This is a genomic window from Providencia sp. NPDC089933 (assembly GCF_049545585.1).
Lineage (GTDB): Bacteria > Pseudomonadota > Gammaproteobacteria > Enterobacterales > Enterobacteriaceae > Providencia > Providencia huashanensis.
On the sequence record NZ_JBMWDT010000008.1, the window covers coordinates 217,818 to 236,053 of the forward strand.

The window sequence follows — 18,236 nt, forward strand, 5'->3', positions numbered from 1 at the left end:
ATTCCCCCTTACGCTGCACTTTGAGATGCTAAAATTTCGAGCACTTCTTGAACATCTTGCGTTTCACATAAACGTTCAATAACACCCTCTTCATCAAGTGCGGAAGTGATTCGCGTGATCACTTCAATATGCTCATTATTTTGCGCGGCAATACCAATGACTAAACGAGCAACCTCATCAGGTTCTTCACCAAATTGCACCCCTTCAGGGTATTGGCAAATCACAATACCGGTTTTTAAAACACGGTCTTTAGCTTCTATAGTGCCATGTGGCACCGCAATAGATTCACCAAGGTACGTTGAAGTTAATTTCTCTCTTGCTAACATGGCATCAATATAATCAGGCTCAACATATCCACCTTCAACTAACTTTTGCCCCGCAAAGCGAATGGCTTGCGTTTTATTTTCTGCTGTTAGGTTTAAATGAATATGTTTAGCACTTAAAGTAAATAAAGCATCTTCATGTTCAGCAATTTCATAAGATTCATCATTTGCTGCCATAATAGTCTGTTTAATTAAACGCCCATCATTGGCTGCCTTAGGATTTTTTTTAGCAATTAAATTCGTGACTAAATTATTATATGTTTGGCTATCTAAAAAGTTTGTTAAAGAAATGTGCATCGCATTGGGTGCAAATAATTTAGCCCTTTCTGTTAAGTCTTTATGAGTCACAACAATATCAACATTATCGGGTAAATCATTAATAGCCATATTCGTGACTGAGATATCCAATAAACCTGCATCCTGTACTTTTTTAGCTAATACACCAGCTCCCATAGCACTGGACCCCATCCCTGCATCACATGCTACGACGATATTACGCACTCCCATAAAATTAAGTGGTGCGTTTTGGTGACTAGAAACCTTTACTGGTGATTTTGATTGCGTTTTCATATCACGCATCTTTTTGGTTGCGTTATCAAGCTCATCTTCATCACCAACTCGGGTTCTTTTCAATAAAATGGCTGAAACTAGGAAAGAAACTACCGTAGCACTTGTAACCGATAGAATAACCCCAACTAATGATGATTTCGGTGTCATCAGTAGAACTGCAAATATAGACCCTGGTGAAGCAGGAGAAACTAAACCAGCATTAAAAAGGTTCATAACAAATACCCCTGTCATTCCACCTAGAATAACAGCAAGAATTAACCGAGGATTCATTAATACATATGGGAAGTAGATCTCATGAATTCCACCAAAAAAGTGGATTATTGCTGCCCCAGGTGCTGATTGTTTGGCATTTCCCTTACCAAAAAACATGTAAGCTAATAAAACACCTAGCCCGGGCCCTGGGTTTGCTTCAATTAAAAAGAAAATCGATGAGCCCGTTTCGGCCGCTTGTTGGATACCGAGCGGAGAGAAAATACCATGGTTGATTGCATTGTTTAGAAACAATATTTTTGCAGGCTCAACAAATATTGACGTAAGTGGTAGTAAATTGTTTTCTACCATTACATTCACACCCGCAGCTAATATTTTAGACAAGCCAGCCACTAATGGGCCAATAGCAAGATAGGCTAATATAGCTAGCAACATACCGATGATGCCAGAGGAAAAGTTATTCACCAGCATTTCAAAACCTGTTTTGACTTTTCCATCAACCCAGCGGTCAAAACGCTTAATTGCGAAACCACCTAATGGCCCCGCAATCATTGCCCCCATGAACATTGGCATATCCGCCCCAACCACCACTCCCATGGTAGTGATTGCACCGACAATCCCACCCCGCTCACCACCCACTAAACGCCCCCCGGTATAACCGATTAAAAGTGGCAATAAATAAGTGATCATTGGGCCAACAAGTTGAGCTAGTGTTTCATTAGGCCACCAGCCTGTAGGGATAAATAACGCTGTAATTAAACCCCAAGCGATAAAAGCACCAATATTAGGCATAACCATATTACTCAGGAAACGCCCAAAATTCTGTACCTTTAATTTGATATTTGATGTTACCATGATAGAACCCCGTGGTACGAGAATGATAAGGTCATAACGTTATCGCCAAATAACGTCAGTGATTTTTTCAACACTTTCACTCTAACATGCCGTTTATCAGATGCGTACCACGCGGGCTCTCTGTGACCCCGATCACGCTTATACCCCCACCTCCCCCACCTTTATAGTGATATTGATCACGCAAATCACATGTAGCTTAATTACACTGGCTATTTTTAACGCTAAAAACTAGAAATTTGTGACTCACATCACGCAATAAGAAAGCGTGTTTATTTTAAATTAGTGATCACTATCACTAAATATAACTAAATTGTGGTACACCCATCATTTTTTCAATCTGATAACTCTCCAGTTTGTAATAAAATTACAAACTACTGTCCTTATTCCTTAGGCTAAAAATTAGCAATGAGCTAATAGGTACTAAAACTCATTTTCTATCAAAGTTTATTATCTCACCATAAACTCTAACAATAACTCTTACCACAAATATATTTCCATTATTTAACCCGTAAATTTCAATTATCAAATTATTTAAAATTCTATCGAAAAAATACATATATGAAACATATAAAATATTAAATTAAGTAAAAAAAATGTGAGTTAACCCTAACTTAAATTAATAAAACCACTATTTATCATTGCAAATTTATTTTTTGTTTGTTAAAAATCTTAACGCCATTTATTAATCAGGTTTATATGGTCAAAAATATATCAATTTTGTTTTTTCTGATAATAATACATTATGAGGGATTAGACTTTGAGCACTGAGTTTTGTTTTACCCGCACCTGTTCAGAAAATAAATTAAGTCGTTTAAGTAATGAATTCCATATTACAAATATATCAACTGGCATTTTAATATCTAAAAATAACACTACCATCATTCAATATGAGACAGCTTATTACACTGCATATTTGTTCGGTAATATTTATAATATATCAGTGCTAAAATCAATTCTCGGTAAAATAGAAGGAAGTACTTGGGCACTTAACGAAATTGAAATACTTTGCTTATTAAGAGAAAAGCTAGGGGATACCGCTATTTATCTAGCTGAAGGAGATTTTTGTTTATTTATCGAATATCATAACGGTACGATTGAAGTGATTACCGAATCACGCGGCTTAAACCTTATTAATGTAGTAAAAGCTGAACAATTTTGGATTACTAATTGCTTAAAAATTGTAGGTAACTTAGAAGGAGAAAAAATTTTTGATTTTTCTCCTGAACATGAAATCATCGAAAATACATTCAAAACAGATACATTCTCGCCAATTAGAAATGTTATTCGGTTAAAACCAGGAACGATAAACACAATCACCCATGATGAACAAAATTACCCTTATATTGAAAGTAGACAACTTGCTACCCCCACAAATAAAAATATCATAACACTGAAAAAAGATGTTCTATACCATTTAATTGATATGGAAATGAGGTATTCCATCTCTAGACTTGTTGATAATAATGAATCTATTGGTATTCCACTATCTGGCGGGCTAGATTCTAGTCTTGTCACTGCTTTAGCCTGCCAATACTTTAAAAAAGTAAAAACTTGGTCTATTGGTAGCGAATTAAGTAATGAGTTTGAATTTGCTCAAATTGTTTCTAACGCCTTAGGAACGGAACATGAAGTTAAAATATTGAGTGACGATGAGATAATTAATGGTGTAATTAACGCTATTTATCATAATGAAATTTTTGATGGTTTATCATCAGAAATCCAATCAGGGTTATTTAACGTTTATAAATTGGCACAAGGTAAAGTTAACTCACTCTTAACTGGATATGGCTCCGATTTACTTTTTGGGGGAATATTAAACCCATTAAAAGATTATCAAAACCCCAATAATATCCTTGCTGAACAAGTTTATAGAACCAAATGGACGGGGGAATTCTCTACTCATGGAGCCAATAGTTATGGGCTAAACGTATATCATCCATTTTGGAATAATGGCCTAATATCCCTATGTAAAAATTTAAACCCTGATTTTAAAATCAGAGATCAGGAGGTTAAAAATATCCTCCGCGAATATACCGATAATCTGCATCTTATTCCAAAAGAAATTGTTTGGCGTAAAAAAATAGGTATTCACGAGGGCTCCTCTGTCAACCAATCCTTTGCCAATATCATTGGTACCAGCGCCACCAACTACCAAGCAAAAACTCGATTTAGCTATGCGGTTTATAAGGAGTTTTTGACTGGGAGACTCACCATTGATGAAGCCACGCCAACGAAACTACGTGAAATAATGAAGAGGATTTAAAGATGATTATTGAGCAAGATTTTGAATCGACTCGTTTATTAACATTGGATCATACAAATAAACATAATCCATTCAGTGAAGAGCTAGAAAATGCAATTAAACATGCGCTGGTTAAAGCCGAAGAAGATAGCCGCATTAAATCTATTGTCGTCTACGGTGGTGTAGGTCGCTCCTTCTCATCAGGAGGTGACTTCAATGAAGTCAAAGCACTTTCTGGAGGAGTTGAAGTCGAACGCTGGATAGACCGCGTAATCGATCTGTATCAAGCTGTTTTAAATGTTAGCAAACCAACAATTGCAGCTATTGATGGTTATGCCATCGGTATGGGGTTCCAGTTCGCAATGATGTTTGACTATCGTGTTATGTCTGACCAAGCGCAATTTATCATGCCGGAGTTAAAACATGGTATTGGCTGTTCTGTTGGTGCAGCAATACTTGAGTTTACACATGGTCACTCTTTGATGAAAAAAATTGTTTTTGAATGCGAAAAACTTTCCGCGACCCAATGTCATCAATATCACATTGCCAATCAAGTAACACCAAGCTCGCATCTTTTAAAAACTGCCTTATTGCAGGCTAATGCATTATCGAAATACCCATCAGCAGCTTTCGGTAATACTAAGAAATTGATGAATAAGAGCTTTATTAAAGTATTAGAAAAAACCAGAGAGCAATCTAAGTTAGTACATAAAAACGCCTTCGCTGCGAAAGATGCTCAAGAACATTTCCAAAAAATACTCGGTAAAAACTATTAATTTATAAGGGATTTTATGAATAATAATCTGCAATGGTTACCTGCTATGCCAACTGGCTTCGGTGCAAAAATGTCGGCAAGTCATTTTATTAATTCGGATACCAACAGTATTAAACATCTGTTAATGCGCCAAGGCTTCTTAATTGTAAATAAACTGAATATCGATGCTAATGAATTTCGTGATATATACGGCAAATATGGCACGATTGTTGAGTATGCAGATGAAAAAATAGATGTCGGATTTGGCTACCGCGACACCCTAAAACTAGATGGTGAAAAAGGAAAAATAGTTACCGGTCGTGGGCAGTTACCCTTCCACGCTGACGGAGGCTTGTTACTCTCACAAGTAGATCAAGTATTCTTATATGCGGTAGAAATTAAAAATATGAAGTTTCGTGGCTCAACAACAATTTGTGATCACGTCCTTGCCTGCAATGAAATGCCGAACCATTTACGTCAAGTACTCGAAAATGAAACTTTCGAAGTCAGAGTATTGGAACATGGCTACTATGTTGATGTTTCACCTGCGGGATGGTTTAAAGTCCCTGTCTTTACCGATTTGGGATGGGTGAGAAAAATGCTAATTTACTTCCCATTTGATACCGACCAACCCGCTAGCTGGGAACCCCGAATCGTTGGGTTTACTAAGGATGAAACTCAAAGGTTTTTTACTGAGTTAAGCGCATTTATGAAGTTACCACGTTACTACTACAAGCACTATTGGGAAAATGGTGATTTGCTCATTATGGATAACCGAAGAGTTATTCATGAACGTGAAGAATTTAATGACGATAAAATTATTCGCCGCCTCTACCGTGGACAAACGGCAGATCTTTAAGTTTATTTAAACGCTAGCTAGGTGAATAACTGGCTAGCCAATATGGAAATTAATGAAATGAACTCAAAGACATTATCAATTTATTTTCGCTATACCACTACGACACTTTGCATAAAATATATAGTAACACTACTTTTAACCTACAAAATAACTAAACGCCTTTCTATCTATATACTAAAGCTAATGGTCAAAAGAAATATAAAAATAATTACCAATAAATTAAATGGGATCTATTTTTGTGGTGAAACACTCGAGCAAGCCAAGGATGTCACTGGTATGTTAGCAAAAAACAATATATCAAGTGTCCTAGACTATGCTGTCGAAGGTGAAGAGGATGCTTCATTTTTTGATGAGGCCGTCAATTCTACACTTAGGTTAATCGAACTCGCCAGTAGTACAAACCATATGCCCTACGTTGTAGTAAAACCATCATCGCTGGGGTCAATCACCGTATATCAGGCTAAAATTAAAAACGACCATGATTTTCTAATATATCAACCTGCTTGGGAAAAAGTACTCAGCAGATACAACCAAATTTTTGCTTATGCAAAACAAATGTCAGTATGTGTCATGATTGATGCTGAGCAATCATGGTTCCAACCTATTATCGATAAAATCGCTATAGAAAATATGCTCAAATACAATAAGGAAAAAGCTGTTATTACACTAACATTACAATGCTATAAAAAATCATCTTATGAGTTCATCCAACTAATGAATAAGTTGGCAATAAAACACAACATAAAAATAGGTATAAAATTAGTCCGTGGCGCCTATTTAGAAGAAGAACTCCAACGAAACGATTCTGCAAGCAACCATTTCTTCACCTCAAAACCGGCTACAGACGACAACTACAATGCTATCATTGAGTTTATTGCGATTAATATTGAAAATTTCACCCCCTTCTTTGCAACCCATAACAAAGCAAGTATCTCCAAAATATTAGAGAATACGCGGCTAACAAACCACCATTACTGGTTAGGGCAATTGTATGGCGTAGGCGATCACATTTCACTCAATGCCGTTAAACATGGCGCTAGAGTATGTAAGTATTTGCCATATGGGCCATTTGAAAAATCTTTACCTTACTTACTTAGACGAATAGAAGAAAATGCCGTGTCTATAACGACTTTTCGTCATGAAAATAAACTTATTCGAAAAGAAATAATATCCAGAATTGTAGGTAAAAACCATGAGTAAAGCACCTTATCACTTAATTATTGGTAATAATAACTTTACTATTATGCCTAATGAAACCATTCTAGAATGTGCTTATAAAAATGGAGTGAAAATAAAATATCATTGTGCTGCTGGGCATTGTGGTAAATGTAAAGTTAAATTAATTTCAGGTGAAGTAAAGCTTGATCATTCTGGTGGTATATCCAAAGAAGATATTGCCAACGGCTTTATTTTAACTTGTTGCTCCTTTGCAAAAGGTGATATTCAGATTTAACCGCGCTTGCTATTAAGTATTTTTTATTAAACTTTAAAGATAGGAATTTAAACATGAAATATTTTTTGCTTGCCTGTTGTCTAATTTTTTCAACCTTCAGCCAAGCTGCTAGCACAGATAAATATATGATGTTAATTCAGCAAGCTTTAGATAAGCAACCACCTTTATGTTTAGGGGAAACTCAATGGCCAGTATCTATGAATAAAGGAGGGTCGATGTGGGTAAATGCGCAAATGGAAGCACTCGTTGATGCAGGCCTAGCTAAATCGCAATGGATATCAAATCAAAAAATTTGGCAGCTAACCACGAAAGGACAAACTGAATTTAATAAGCATGGAGATTTCTGCTATGGTCGTGTACGCATTAACAAAATTGAGAATATCATTGATGATGGTAACGGTAACACTTCTGTCATTTTTTACTATTATATAGACAAACTTCCTCTATGGGCTAAACATAAATCTATCAGAGTGGCACATACAGATTTAGACAACCTTGTTACCGGGGTTAATAACGCACGTTATCAAGCAGACTTTATGACTACCCCAGCAGGTTCAATAAAAGTTATAGGTGAGCCTTATCAATTAGATCTATTTTATTAGATCTACTCATACTATTCTAAAGTTTTCAAAAATAGCTAATTTCGTAAAAGTATTCACTTTTTAGTTTAAATATCTCTCAATAGAGTGCCCCTTAAATTAAACATATAGGATTTTAATACAGTATGAAATACTTGGCTTCACTAATTCTATTTATCTTACCAATCTGGAGTACCCATGCATCCTCCTCTTTATTCCAAGAAGTATATATTGACCAAGGGGATTATTACGTAGGTGCTGTTTTTGGTGATCATGATTATAAATCAAATTCAAATGTCAAGCTTAATGGCTATTTTATTATGAATACTGAAGTAACCTACAAACTTTACGATGAGATTATTAATTGGGCACACGGACAAGGTTATAAGATAAATGAGGGTTGTAATGGTTCCTTTTATGATGACTGCCGTACATCTGACTTAAATAATAAAGACCATCCAATTACTAATATTGAATGGTCTGATGCGATTGTGTTTGCTAATGCATTGAGTGAAAAAATGGGGCTAGAACCTGCCTATATAATTGCAGATAATTCTATTTTGCGAGATAGCTCACAATATAGTTTTTCAATAAATAATAATGCCAATGGTTATAGATTACCAACAATTGCAGAGTGGATGGTCGCAGCGAGAGGAGGAAATAATGGCCTAATTGATGGTACATATGGGCATTATTATTCCGGAAGTAATAATGCAAAGGAAGTTGCCTGGTTTCCCGAACCTAATACAGAGCTATTCGGCACCAGTCCTGTTGGTAAATTAAAAGCGAATGCTCTAGGAATTTATGATATGAGTGGTAACGTATATGAATGGGTCTATGATAGCGAAACCGTGTTAGGCACAGAAATGTATTATTTCTGTGGTGGAAGCTATTTACAACCAGCAGGCTTATCAAGTTGTGATATTCACAGCGCGGGTTTTGTTATGCCCGACATTGGTTTTAGACTAGTTCGGAGTGCGACCAAATGAAACTTAAGAAACTCATCTATTTATTATTATTAGCTAGCTTTATGAGCAACAGTAGCACATTAGTCATGTTAAAAGATGGGCAAAATAATATAGACCTTAATAATAATGGTATTACTGACATCATTTTTTTAGCTAGCTTTGACAATAATACATCACACCCTAATCGCACTGCGACTATTTTTATGAAAGATAACAAAAAATGGTCAATCATTCCCACTCCAGATGATAATGGGTTTATTTGGAGCGATTTTAGCCTATCTGCATCTATGGTTAAAATCTCTGATTTTGAATTACATCAGTATAAAAACCATTATTATATGGTTAAAGGAACAAAATTTATAGATAATAACAACAGTGGAGATTTAAGTGATAATACTCAAATAAAATTTATTCGTTATAAAATAGCAAATAATGAGGTAGACCCTGGAGTCTCTAATTTATATTGGCAACCAACTGGCAGCTACATTACAATTGAGAAATACCTTAATGTAGATGATGCTTTCAAATTTTTAGATATGGCGCTATTTAAATAAGATCATCATATTACGGCGTACTTAAATTAATTATTTTCTGCGTCGTAATAGTTTTAGGCTGCAAGCTTAGCTTAACACATATCGTGAGTATCATAAATTCACGATATCAATCATTTTATTATTACTTACTGGTTAAAGTCCCCTAATCCTTACTACCCCTCTCTATAAAACCCGTCAAATATTATTGCGATTATCAAAAATGGTATTTAACTCACTTTATTATTAAGACACTATTTTGATTTACTACAAGGGGTTTCCGTGGAAAAATATTTCTAAAATTAATTAAAATATAAATGCAATGACTTTAACAATAATTTTTTATTTATATTGTCATCGGTTTTAGGAAACTCTCCGAGTTTAAAGTATAGGTTTTTTAATTATTTTATAACTATTTGCCATTTAACGCTCCCCATCAAACTAAATGGCTATAGATGGGGAATGTTATCAACATATTCTAGGGTAGAATTGCAAAAGAGCGTACCGGAAAACCGCTTGCATTGTTTGGTTTAGCTACGATATTAAAAATAACAGCGCCCCGAGTAGGCACTTGGTCTAGGTTAGCCAGTAACTCAACTTGGTAAGTATCCTGTTCTAATACGTAATATTCCCCCAATAATGCATTATTTTTCCGAAAATCTTTCGCTGCGTCAGTGTCAAAGGTTTCATGACCAATCGCTTTAATGCCTCTCACTTCAAATAAAAACTTAAGTGCATCCATTCCCCAGCCAGGTATTTGGTTATTACCTTCTTCGTCTTTGTTATCCATAAGTTCTTGCGAGGGCCATCGTTTGCTCCAATCTGTACGTAATGCAACAAAGCTGCCTGACTCAATTTGACCGTGTTGTTGTTCAAACGCTAAAACATCATCAAGATTAAATGCAAAATTTGGGTCTTTCTTTGCTCTTTGTGACTGATCAATTACGATTAAAGGTAAAACAAGCTCTTTCAATTCTAATTCGTGTAAGTAGCGCTTTCCTTCTACAAAGTGACATGGAGCATCAATATGTGTTCCATATTGCCCAGGGAAAGTAAATTGCTGTGCAAAAAAACCCTCAGGGTAGCCAAATAATGTTTTAAATTCAGCTGAATCAAACATAAAAAAATGGGGTGAATCCTTATCAAAGCTATGAGTCAAATCAACCCATTTTTTTGCCTTTATCACATTAAATGCATTTATTAATTCATTATTCATATGTTCCCCTGCCTGATTAACTTTTTAAACTGAGTTTACTCTACGCGGTTCTTATCGTACTTTTGTTTCCTATTAAATATCTAAAAAACATAACGTTGTCTAGCAATTCAACACGAATAATTTTCATACTAAATCAGTAAAATAATATAAAAAAGCCACTAATAAGTGGCTAAAAGATGTTGAACAATAAATAAAATAGACTAGGTTTTTATTTTGGATACTTACTCCAGCTTTCTGGTTCAATAAAACCATCATAAATACGCTGTGAGCGAATATAATCTGCATATTCTTTTGATTCAAAAGCATCTTTTAAATCTTTAGCCCATTGAGAATCAAGGTTTTCCTGCATCACAGTAACAATAACACGGTGTTCCAAAGGTGAATCTTCTACCACCAATCCATCCGCTATTCTCTGCCCTGCACTCGCAACATAATTTCCATTTACCACAACAAAATCAACATCATCTAATAAACGTAAACCTTGTGCTGCATCTGTTTCTCTAATATCAAGCTGATATTTCGCTGGTGAAATATCATTCACACTAAAACTTAACGTACTAACATCAGGTTTAATTTTAACCCAGCCCAGTTGCTCTAAAATCCTAGCCCCTCGTTCTGCATTAACAGGGTCGTTCGATAACGCAACAATCATGCCATCTCTGACTTCATCGAGTGATTTATGTTTATTTGACCGCAAACTTTGTGGTGCACTAGGAGAGTCGGTCAGCGCTACCATATTAATATTATTTTTTTTATTATAAGCATCCATATAAGCGCGACTTTGGTTAACAGATGCATCTATTGATCCCTCTTCAAAAGCAGGGTTTATTTGCCTATTTTGTGAAAACTGACGCAAATTAACGGTATAGCCTTTCTTTTCTAGAATAGGGACAATACCTTTCTCAACTTGGTCAATATAATTTCCCACGCCAAAGCCTATCGTAATGTGTTTTTTATTTGGATTATTTTTTTCATTATTATCGCCACACCCAGCAAGTACGATTACCGCTGTAGCCATTAACGATAAATTTATTATTTTTTGTTTTAACATAGATAACAACCCTGTAAAGATATTTTGGGCAGTATAATCATAATTTGTAAGTTCTACTTAGATCATATCGTTATACCTTAATACAAAAGTAATATAACAATCTATTTTAATTCTTTTTAGCTATAAGGATATAACAAATAGATCGTTCGGTTAATGATGAGCTTGATATGTAATAAAGGAGATAAAAAAACGTTTAAAAAAAGTGAGTTACTTTATGACTGTTTTCAATGATGATTTAATTAATTACCTGACTGATTTAACACCAGACTCCAATTTAGCTAAAATTCGCGAAGAGCGCGCAGCAGCAACAGATAATACTCAAGCTTGTTTCAATGCTATTTTTTCTGTGCCATCTACTTTGCTTTCAAATGATGTGAAATATTATTTTGCTTATCAAGTCGCTGAACTAACGGGCAGCCCACGCCTTGCGAAATTCTATTTTAAGTTAGCTGGGTCTGTGCCAGAAATAACTCATTCCCTCCCTTTTCAGGCCGCTAAAGAATATCTACAAATATTAACTCAATCACCTAAAGAGACAAATTACCATTTAATTGAACCATTAATTGAACATGGTTGGGGCGAGCATGACATTATTTTACTGGCGCAGTTAGTGACTTATGTCACTTACCAAGCCCGCCTCATTGAGGGCATATTGTTACTTTCTGGTAATAGCGATAGTACAACTCACCCAAATAAAGTTGTGGCTGGTAAATGGAATCAACAACCAATAACTCAGCAAGGCCGGCCATCACCAACAGCTTTTACTCAAGACAATTTAGGTTGGGAACCATGGCTATCGGCAAGGCTGCCAGACTCTTTATCCGCCGAAGAAGCACAAACCATGAAAAAATTCGGCCAATTAAATTCAGAATATTTTTTACTACTTGCTCACCAAAGCAAAATTTTAGAATTACGCACATTAGTTGACCGCGGAGTATTTTACACAACGGATGGCCTTCCTCGTTGGGAGCGGGAATTTGCTGCCGCTGTTGTGAGTAAAGTCAATGGCTGCATTTACTGTGCTTCCGTTCATGCACGAAAAGCAAGCCAATATGCTAAGGCACGCCGTCCCGACGTTGAAAAACTATTATCGACAGCGCCAGGCTCAATACTTGCCGAAGGTTTTGATGAAAGATTAACCGCGATCACGGATTTAGCCGCATCTTTGTCTGCAACACCAATTCAAGCAGATACGCAGCAAATTGAAACCCTACGAAAACTCGGTTTATCCGAACTTGAATTGCTTGATCTGATTCAATCTAGTGCTTTCTTTTCGTGGGCAAACCGTCTCATGCTGTCCTTAGGTGAACCATTTGAAATTACAGAAGGTAAGGAGTAATTAAATGGCATTACCTATCGGCTTAGATGCATTAGAGGCACAAGTAAAACAAGATCTGCAATATCTAAATTTACCTATTAGCTCCTGGTCGTTATCAGGAAATAATAAACATAAAACACAAGTTGATGTGGCTATTATTGGTGCTGGTATGTCAGGGATTACCGCGGCGTTTGCACTTAAGTTACAGGGTATTGAAGCTATCGTTTTTGATCAGGCTCCCATTAGAAAAGAAGGCCCATGGCAAACACCTGCGTTGATGGAAACACTACGCTCTCCAAAACATGTTGTTGGCCCAGCCTTAGCTTCTCCATCTTTAACCTTTCAAGCTTGGTTTAAAGCGCAATTCGGTGTCCAAAAATGGGAAGAACTCGATAAGATCCCTCGTTTACAATGGGGGGAATATCTACAATGGTTTAGAACCATGACAGAACCTTATGTCCTAAATCAGTATCAATTAATTGATATTTTACCAACTAATGATTACCGCGAATTAATATTTGATACGCCTGAGGGCAAAGTCACTTATCAAGCGTTACATGTCATCTTGGCGACAGGAATGGAATCATTTAGCGAAGCTAATATCCCCAGTTTTATGGATAATATTCCTACCGCTTATTGGGAGCATTCATACGCAGGCTCCGATTATCGCCGTTTTAAGGGGCTAGATATTGGTGTTGTCGGCTATAGCGCAGGCGCAATGGACAGCTCTGCGACCGCATTGGAAAATGGCGCTAACTCGGTCGAGATTTTAATTCGAGCAAGTGATATGCCACGCGTAAACCGAGGTAAAGTAGCTGGTAGTCCAGGTTTTACTAACGCCTATAGCTATTTTACCGATGCACAAAAATGGCACTATGCTGACTATGTCGCTAAAGCAAAAACGCCCGCTCCACATGGTAGTACACTACGCGTATCTCGCCATAAAAATGCTTATTTCAACTTTAATACTGAAGTTAACTTTGTTGAGTTGAATAATAAAAAGTTAGATATCACCACAACGAGTGGCAAATACACCGTAGATTATCTAATTTTAGCAACTGGCTATCGTATAAATTGGTCTAAAAATAGCGCTTTCAACCGACTCACTCCTCTGATTAAAACATGGGGAGATGTTTTCATTCCCCCTGCTAATGAGCAAAATTCAGAGTTAGCATCACACCCTTATTTAGGCAATCACTTTGAATTAGTCGCTAAAAATAGTAATGATAACCATAAAATCAATCAGTTATATTGCTTTAATTTATCAGCGTCACTCAGTATGGGACCTGTTATTGGTTTAATTCCTGGTACTAATGTCGGCGCTGAGCGATTGGCTGGGCATATTGCCGCAAAATTATATCTTGCGCATCGCGAACAACATCTTGAATTAGTCAAAATGAGCCAAGAGGCTGAATTATTAGGTGATGAATGGCGAGCTGCCTCTCCTCAATCAGAGCGTATACAACTAACTGATAATGTAGAGTAAATTATGATTACCTTTCAAGATGTACAGAAGATATATGAAAAAGATGGGCAATCTTTAGTTGCATTGCAAGGTATTAATTTGCATATCAATCAAGGGGACATCTTTGGTTTTATTGGTTATAGCGGCGCAGGTAAAAGCTCCCTTATCCGCTTAGTTAATCAATTAGAAAAACCTACTAATGGCGCCATCATTATTAATGAGCAAAATATTGCGCACCATACCCCTGCTGAGATACGTGCGCATAAAAAAAGTATTGGTATGATTTTTCAGCATTTCAATTTATTAGAAACTAAAACTGTCGCACAAAATATTGCTATGCCTCTGTTACTCTCAGGCGTCGATAAACAAGAAATCAATCGTCGAATTGATAATATTCTTGAATTTGTAGAGCTTAGCGATAAGAAAAACCAATACCCGGGGCAGTTATCTGGCGGGCAAAAACAACGCGTTGGTATTGCCCGAGCACTCATCAATAACCCACAAATCTTATTATGTGATGAAGCGACCTCAGCACTCGACCCACAAACAACCCGTTCAATTCTTCAATTACTAAAGAAAATTAACCAAGAGCAAAATATTACAATTTTGCTTGTCACCCATGAAATGGAGGTTATCGAACAAGTTTGTAACCGCGTTGCGGTTATGGAATCAGGCAAAATTGTCGAAGAAGGTACAGTGCTCGATATTTTTGCAAACCCACAACATCTGACAACACAAAAATTTGTTGGAACCGTTTTGAATCAGGAGATCCCCGAACGTGTTCTCCATAATTTAGAACATCAACAAGATGTCTACCGATTAGAGTTTTTAGGGGCTTCCGCTCAAGAGCCTGTTGTGAATGAGTTGATACTGAAAAATATCGTCAAAATCAATATCCTGTTTGCCAACATGAAAGAAATCAGCGGTGTAGTACTAGGGAGTATGTTTGTACAAATTATTGGTGACAAAGAAAAAATCAATGACGCAATTTTGTTTCTTCGTCATCGAGGGGTCGCAGTCAATAAGGGGGCATTATGACACCATTATTCGAAACAGCTTTAACAAGTAAACAGTTTCTACTCGCCATGTCCGAAACATTTACTATGGTCAGTGTTGCCCTCATTTTAGGAGCCGTATTCGGTATTTTGTTAGGAATATTGCTCGTAGTGACTCGGCCTGGAGGTATTTGGGAAAATAAATCCATTTATCGGATTGTAAACCCAATTATCAATGTCATTCGCTCATTACCTTTTATTATTTTATTGGTCGCAATGATCCCATTAACGCGTTTTATGGTAGGCACATCAATAGGGACAACAGCAGCAATAGTACCTTTAGTCATTTTTATCGCCCCCTATACCGCTCGCTTAGTCGAAAATTCATTGCTAAGTGTACATTCAGGAATTATTGAAGCAGCAGACTCTATGGGAGCAACTAATTGGCAAATTGTTTGGCATTTTATTTTACCTGAAGCAAAATCATCACTGATCCTTAGTCTAACAGCTGCAAGCATTACTTTAGTTGGAGCAACTGCAATGGCAGGGGCCGTCGGTGGCGGTGGTGTGGGTGACTTAGCGCTAAATTATGGTTATCAAAGATTTGATAATGTAGCAATGGCCATAACGGTTGTTACATTGATAATCATTGTACAAAGTATGCAATTTATTGGTGATTATTTAGCTAAAAAAGCACGATATCATTAACTATAGATAATACAGATAACACTGGAAGCAAGTATATATTACCGGTCAGTTAGTAATTAACTCATCCAGCATTATCTATGAATCAGTGTTATTTATTATTTATCTATTATTAAGTTAAATAGTTTAGTCCCGTATTTATATAATAATAAAATAAAAGCCCAACTCGGGCTTTTATTTTTAATATCATTCGATATGAGAGATAAATAATATAATTATACTCTTTTTGAAATACGCACATCAGTGCATTAATTTATGTTCTTAATTGAAACAATTAAGAATAAAAATTAAATTAAGTTTCATTTTGAGACAAAATAATTATTTGTATCATACAAGAGTATAGATTGAATCATCAAATCCTTTTGTGTCCCTTCTCTCATCTATATGTTCGTCATCTTGTAGTATTTCACTAAAGAATTCACCCATATTGACGTCTAATATTTTTAGTACGCGAACAAGACAATCTATGTCAATACGATTAACGCCACGCTCGTAACGAAATAATTGCTGCTCACTGATATCTATCTCTTTTGCTAACTGAAAAACCGTATAACCTTGAGCTTTTCTTAGTGCTTTAATTTTTTGTCCAACTGCACAAGCGACAGGATATTTTGTATTCATAAACATTCTCGCTTCAATTTATATTAATGAAATAAAAGTCTGCAGATAGTTAACTGCATTTTTTATTTTTATCTTTATTTAATTTGTGTAACTTTGATAAAGCTAAAGACGACTCAGCCAATATCGGAAAGAATGATATACTAGCCTTCTAATTACTTTCAACTAGTCTTAAAATGACATTGCAACTATGTAACAAATCATTTCACACTCTTAAAGTAACAATAAAATATTGTAATATCAATCAATTATAATGATCAGGACTCGTCGGTTTATGCCTATCCCCTTCAGTCACTTGGCTGATATCAGAATATTAATCTAAAAAAAACCCTTCACACCGATGTATAACCTGAAAATAAAGGAAATAAACAGAATAATTTAACACTGTAACATTATTAATGATATTAAAGTAGTACAGGCACTTGGAAGTGAAAATATGAGCATATTTGCTAGTTTTATGTAAAAAATAGTAAAAACAATAAATTTTACCTCTAAAACTATTTGGTAATATTAAACATCAATGAGTTACAAAAAGCACCATTCTGTTACAATTAACCAAAATGCTAAATTTTTAAAGCAGCAAGGTAAATATCTACCAAATCATAACTATCAAGATAACAAAACCTTAACGTTAAAAAAGTTTATTATTCACTTTACTTGATGAACATCACAAAATTATGAATAAATAATGCTAATTGATAATCTAAATTTAATATTGTTATTTTTATCGTCCCAAGAGCATGGTTGGAATTAAATATCAAGAAATAACACTCAAACAGAGTTTAACTTCAGATGATAATATCATTGCATTATTGCATAATTAAGACAGATAGTGAAACTCGATATCCCACCTTATGTTACTACAATACTATTATTTTAATTAACCAATGCTTATTTAAGCCTATCAGATTATCTATCATTATTGCCAACCTCTCCAGATAAAAAATACAATTATGACTTTACATCAAATGGTTATGTAATTTTTAAGATATTGTCTCTAACCATGCAAAAATACTGTTTCAATGTTCACCTACATTTCAACAAGTTTATCTTATGTATGGTGAATAAACATTGCAGATGCCGGTTTTATTCCATAACCGCTATCTTCAAGATCAAAGTACTGCTTAGCGACTGAGTATTTACGGGGCGGTGAATTGGCTTGAATTGCTGTTGAGATGGTGGGTCGTGCAGGATTTAAATTCTACAAATTTAGCCTGCGGCCTGAACCTGCAACCAGCTTGCCGAGGTATGGATTGGCGACTGAGTATTTACGGGGCGGTGAATTGGCTTGCGCTGCTGTTGAGATGGTGGGTCGTGCAGGATTTAAATTCTACGAATTTAGCCTGCGGCCTGAACCTGCAACCAGCTTGCCGAGGTATGGATTGGCGACTGAGTATTTACGGGGCGGTGAATTGACTTGAACTGCTGTTGAGATGGTGGGTCGTGCAGGATTCGAACCTGCGACCAATTGATTAAAAGTCAACTGCTCTACCGACTGAGCTAACGACCCATCTGAATTGCTTGAA

General features: G+C 35.9%; 17 protein-coding genes and 1 tRNA gene. 13 read left to right on the forward strand and 5 right to left on the reverse strand.

Features of this window, described 5'->3' with window-relative positions:
* Positions 1-8 precede the first annotated feature (8 nt).
* On the reverse strand, positions 9-1,958 hold the full coding sequence (locus ACPEH5_RS13315; protein ID WP_166687200.1) for a PTS mannitol transporter subunit IICBA: 1,950 nt from the start codon (positions 1,956-1,958) through the stop codon (positions 9-11).
* Between the two features lie 757 nt (positions 1,959-2,715).
* Here ACPEH5_RS13315 and ACPEH5_RS13320 point away from each other — a divergent pair.
* The 8 genes from ACPEH5_RS13320 to ACPEH5_RS13355 all read left to right on the forward strand — a co-directional run bounded on the left by ACPEH5_RS13320 (position 2,716) and on the right by ACPEH5_RS13355 (position 9,366).
* Positions 2,716-4,221: an asparagine synthase family protein gene (locus ACPEH5_RS13320; protein ID WP_166696650.1), complete on the forward strand. Its 1,506-nt coding sequence runs from the start codon at positions 2,716-2,718 to the stop codon at positions 4,219-4,221.
* 2 nt (positions 4,222-4,223) lie between these two features.
* On the forward strand, positions 4,224-4,976 hold the full coding sequence (locus ACPEH5_RS13325) for an enoyl-CoA hydratase/isomerase family protein (RefSeq protein ID WP_042844560.1): 753 nt from the start codon (positions 4,224-4,226) through the stop codon (positions 4,974-4,976).
* Positions 4,977-4,991: 15 nt separating this feature from the next.
* Positions 4,992-5,813, forward strand: coding sequence for a TauD/TfdA dioxygenase family protein (locus tag ACPEH5_RS13330; RefSeq protein WP_166687202.1), 822 nt, complete (start codon positions 4,992-4,994; stop codon positions 5,811-5,813).
* 42 nt (positions 5,814-5,855) lie between these two features.
* Positions 5,856-7,013 carry a proline dehydrogenase family protein gene (locus tag ACPEH5_RS13335; RefSeq protein WP_052219293.1) on the forward strand — a complete coding sequence of 386 codons (1,158 nt, stop codon included), beginning with the start codon at positions 5,856-5,858 and terminating at the stop codon, positions 7,011-7,013.
* Positions 7,006-7,266 carry a 2Fe-2S iron-sulfur cluster-binding protein gene (locus tag ACPEH5_RS13340; RefSeq protein ID WP_042844563.1) on the forward strand — a complete coding sequence of 87 codons (261 nt, stop codon included), beginning with the start codon at positions 7,006-7,008 and terminating at the stop codon, positions 7,264-7,266. The genes ACPEH5_RS13335 and ACPEH5_RS13340 overlap by 8 nt, the downstream gene beginning before the upstream one ends.
* A gap of 53 nt (positions 7,267-7,319) precedes the next feature.
* On the forward strand, positions 7,320-7,868 hold the full coding sequence (locus ACPEH5_RS13345; RefSeq protein ID WP_042844565.1) for a hypothetical protein: 549 nt from the start codon (positions 7,320-7,322) through the stop codon (positions 7,866-7,868).
* Between the two features lie 122 nt (positions 7,869-7,990).
* Positions 7,991-8,833, forward strand: a complete 843-nt coding sequence (locus ACPEH5_RS13350) for a formylglycine-generating enzyme family protein (protein ID WP_071548201.1) — start codon at positions 7,991-7,993, stop codon at positions 8,831-8,833.
* Positions 8,830-9,366: a carbapenem self-resistance protein CarG family protein gene (locus tag ACPEH5_RS13355; protein WP_042844568.1), complete on the forward strand. Its 537-nt coding sequence runs from the start codon at positions 8,830-8,832 to the stop codon at positions 9,364-9,366. Before ACPEH5_RS13350 ends, ACPEH5_RS13355 begins: the two co-directional genes overlap by 4 nt.
* Positions 9,367-9,820: 454 nt before the next feature.
* On the opposite strand, the gene ACPEH5_RS13360 is transcribed toward ACPEH5_RS13355, so the two are convergent.
* Together ACPEH5_RS13360 and ACPEH5_RS13365 are read right to left on the reverse strand one after the other, a co-directional pair.
* Positions 9,821-10,558 carry a cyclase family protein gene (locus tag ACPEH5_RS13360; RefSeq protein ID WP_042844570.1) on the reverse strand — a complete coding sequence of 246 codons (738 nt, stop codon included), beginning with the start codon at positions 10,556-10,558 and terminating at the stop codon, positions 9,821-9,823.
* Between the two features lie 208 nt (positions 10,559-10,766).
* Entirely contained in the window at positions 10,767-11,609 is an 843-nt protein-coding gene (locus ACPEH5_RS13365; RefSeq protein WP_048607571.1) for a MetQ/NlpA family ABC transporter substrate-binding protein, read from the reverse strand.
* A gap of 214 nt (positions 11,610-11,823) precedes the next feature.
* On the opposite strand from ACPEH5_RS13365, the gene ACPEH5_RS13370 reads away from it, so the two are divergent.
* The 4 genes from ACPEH5_RS13370 to ACPEH5_RS13385 are packed head-to-tail and all read left to right on the forward strand — an operon-like array spanning position 11,824 to position 16,095.
* Entirely contained in the window at positions 11,824-12,948 is a 1,125-nt protein-coding gene (locus ACPEH5_RS13370) for an alkylhydroperoxidase domain protein (protein WP_166687204.1), read from the forward strand.
* Positions 12,949-12,952: 4 nt separating this feature from the next.
* Positions 12,953-14,413 (forward strand): FAD/NAD(P)-binding protein, encoded by a 1,461-nt coding sequence (locus ACPEH5_RS13375; protein ID WP_166687205.1) that lies wholly within the window; start codon positions 12,953-12,955, stop codon positions 14,411-14,413.
* 3 nt (positions 14,414-14,416) lie between these two features.
* Positions 14,417-15,430: a methionine ABC transporter ATP-binding protein gene (locus tag ACPEH5_RS13380; protein WP_048607576.1), complete on the forward strand. Its 1,014-nt coding sequence runs from the start codon at positions 14,417-14,419 to the stop codon at positions 15,428-15,430.
* A complete protein-coding gene (locus ACPEH5_RS13385; RefSeq protein ID WP_042844584.1) occupies positions 15,427-16,095 on the forward strand; it encodes a methionine ABC transporter permease in 669 nt (222 codons plus the stop codon). Before ACPEH5_RS13380 ends, ACPEH5_RS13385 begins: the two co-directional genes overlap by 4 nt.
* 324 nt (positions 16,096-16,419) lie before the next feature.
* Here the strand turns inward: ACPEH5_RS13385 and ACPEH5_RS13390 are convergent, their stop codons facing one another.
* Positions 16,420-16,713, reverse strand: a complete 294-nt coding sequence (locus tag ACPEH5_RS13390; RefSeq protein ID WP_042844586.1) for a helix-turn-helix domain-containing protein — start codon at positions 16,711-16,713, stop codon at positions 16,420-16,422.
* A 1,172-nt stretch (positions 16,714-17,885) separates the two neighbouring features.
* On the opposite strand from ACPEH5_RS13390, the gene ACPEH5_RS13395 reads away from it, so the two are divergent.
* Positions 17,886-18,131, forward strand: coding sequence for a hypothetical protein (locus ACPEH5_RS13395; RefSeq protein WP_423727043.1), 246 nt, complete (start codon positions 17,886-17,888; stop codon positions 18,129-18,131).
* A gap of 13 nt (positions 18,132-18,144) precedes the next feature.
* Here ACPEH5_RS13395 and ACPEH5_RS13400 read toward each other — a convergent pair.
* Positions 18,145-18,220, reverse strand: a tRNA-Lys gene (locus ACPEH5_RS13400).
* Between the last annotated feature and the right edge of the window lie 16 nt (positions 18,221-18,236).

Bases quoted from the DNA above. Each gene is read 5' to 3' on its own strand.
- ACPEH5_RS13345 (WP_042844565.1), top strand. From the start codon at position 7,320: ATGAAATATTTTTTGCTTGCCTGTTGTCTAATTTTTTCAACCTTCAGC.
- ACPEH5_RS13325 (WP_042844560.1), top strand. From the start codon at position 4,224: ATGATTATTGAGCAAGATTTTGAATCGACTCGTTTATTAACATTGGAT.
- ACPEH5_RS13360 (WP_042844570.1), bottom strand. From the start codon at position 10,558: ATGAATAATGAATTAATAAATGCATTTAATGTGATAAAGGCAAAAAAA.
- ACPEH5_RS13340 (WP_042844563.1), top strand. From the start codon at position 7,006: ATGAGTAAAGCACCTTATCACTTAATTATTGGTAATAATAACTTTACT.
- ACPEH5_RS13355 (WP_042844568.1), top strand. From the start codon at position 8,830: ATGAAACTTAAGAAACTCATCTATTTATTATTATTAGCTAGCTTTATG.
- ACPEH5_RS13385 (WP_042844584.1), top strand. From the start codon at position 15,427: ATGACACCATTATTCGAAACAGCTTTAACAAGTAAACAGTTTCTACTC.
- ACPEH5_RS13365 (WP_048607571.1), bottom strand. From the start codon at position 11,609: ATGTTAAAACAAAAAATAATAAATTTATCGTTAATGGCTACAGCGGTA.
- ACPEH5_RS13315 (WP_166687200.1), bottom strand. From the start codon at position 1,958: ATGGTAACATCAAATATCAAATTAAAGGTACAGAATTTTGGGCGTTTC.
- ACPEH5_RS13330 (WP_166687202.1), top strand. From the start codon at position 4,992: ATGAATAATAATCTGCAATGGTTACCTGCTATGCCAACTGGCTTCGGT.
- ACPEH5_RS13375 (WP_166687205.1), top strand. From the start codon at position 12,953: ATGGCATTACCTATCGGCTTAGATGCATTAGAGGCACAAGTAAAACAA.
- ACPEH5_RS13335 (WP_052219293.1), top strand. From the start codon at position 5,856: ATGGAAATTAATGAAATGAACTCAAAGACATTATCAATTTATTTTCGC.
- ACPEH5_RS13390 (WP_042844586.1), bottom strand. From the start codon at position 16,713: ATGAATACAAAATATCCTGTCGCTTGTGCAGTTGGACAAAAAATTAAA.
- ACPEH5_RS13370 (WP_166687204.1), top strand. From the start codon at position 11,824: ATGACTGTTTTCAATGATGATTTAATTAATTACCTGACTGATTTAACA.
- ACPEH5_RS13350 (WP_071548201.1), top strand. From the start codon at position 7,991: ATGAAATACTTGGCTTCACTAATTCTATTTATCTTACCAATCTGGAGT.
- ACPEH5_RS13380 (WP_048607576.1), top strand. From the start codon at position 14,417: ATGATTACCTTTCAAGATGTACAGAAGATATATGAAAAAGATGGGCAA.
- ACPEH5_RS13395 (WP_423727043.1), top strand. From the start codon at position 17,886: ATGGTGGGTCGTGCAGGATTTAAATTCTACAAATTTAGCCTGCGGCCT.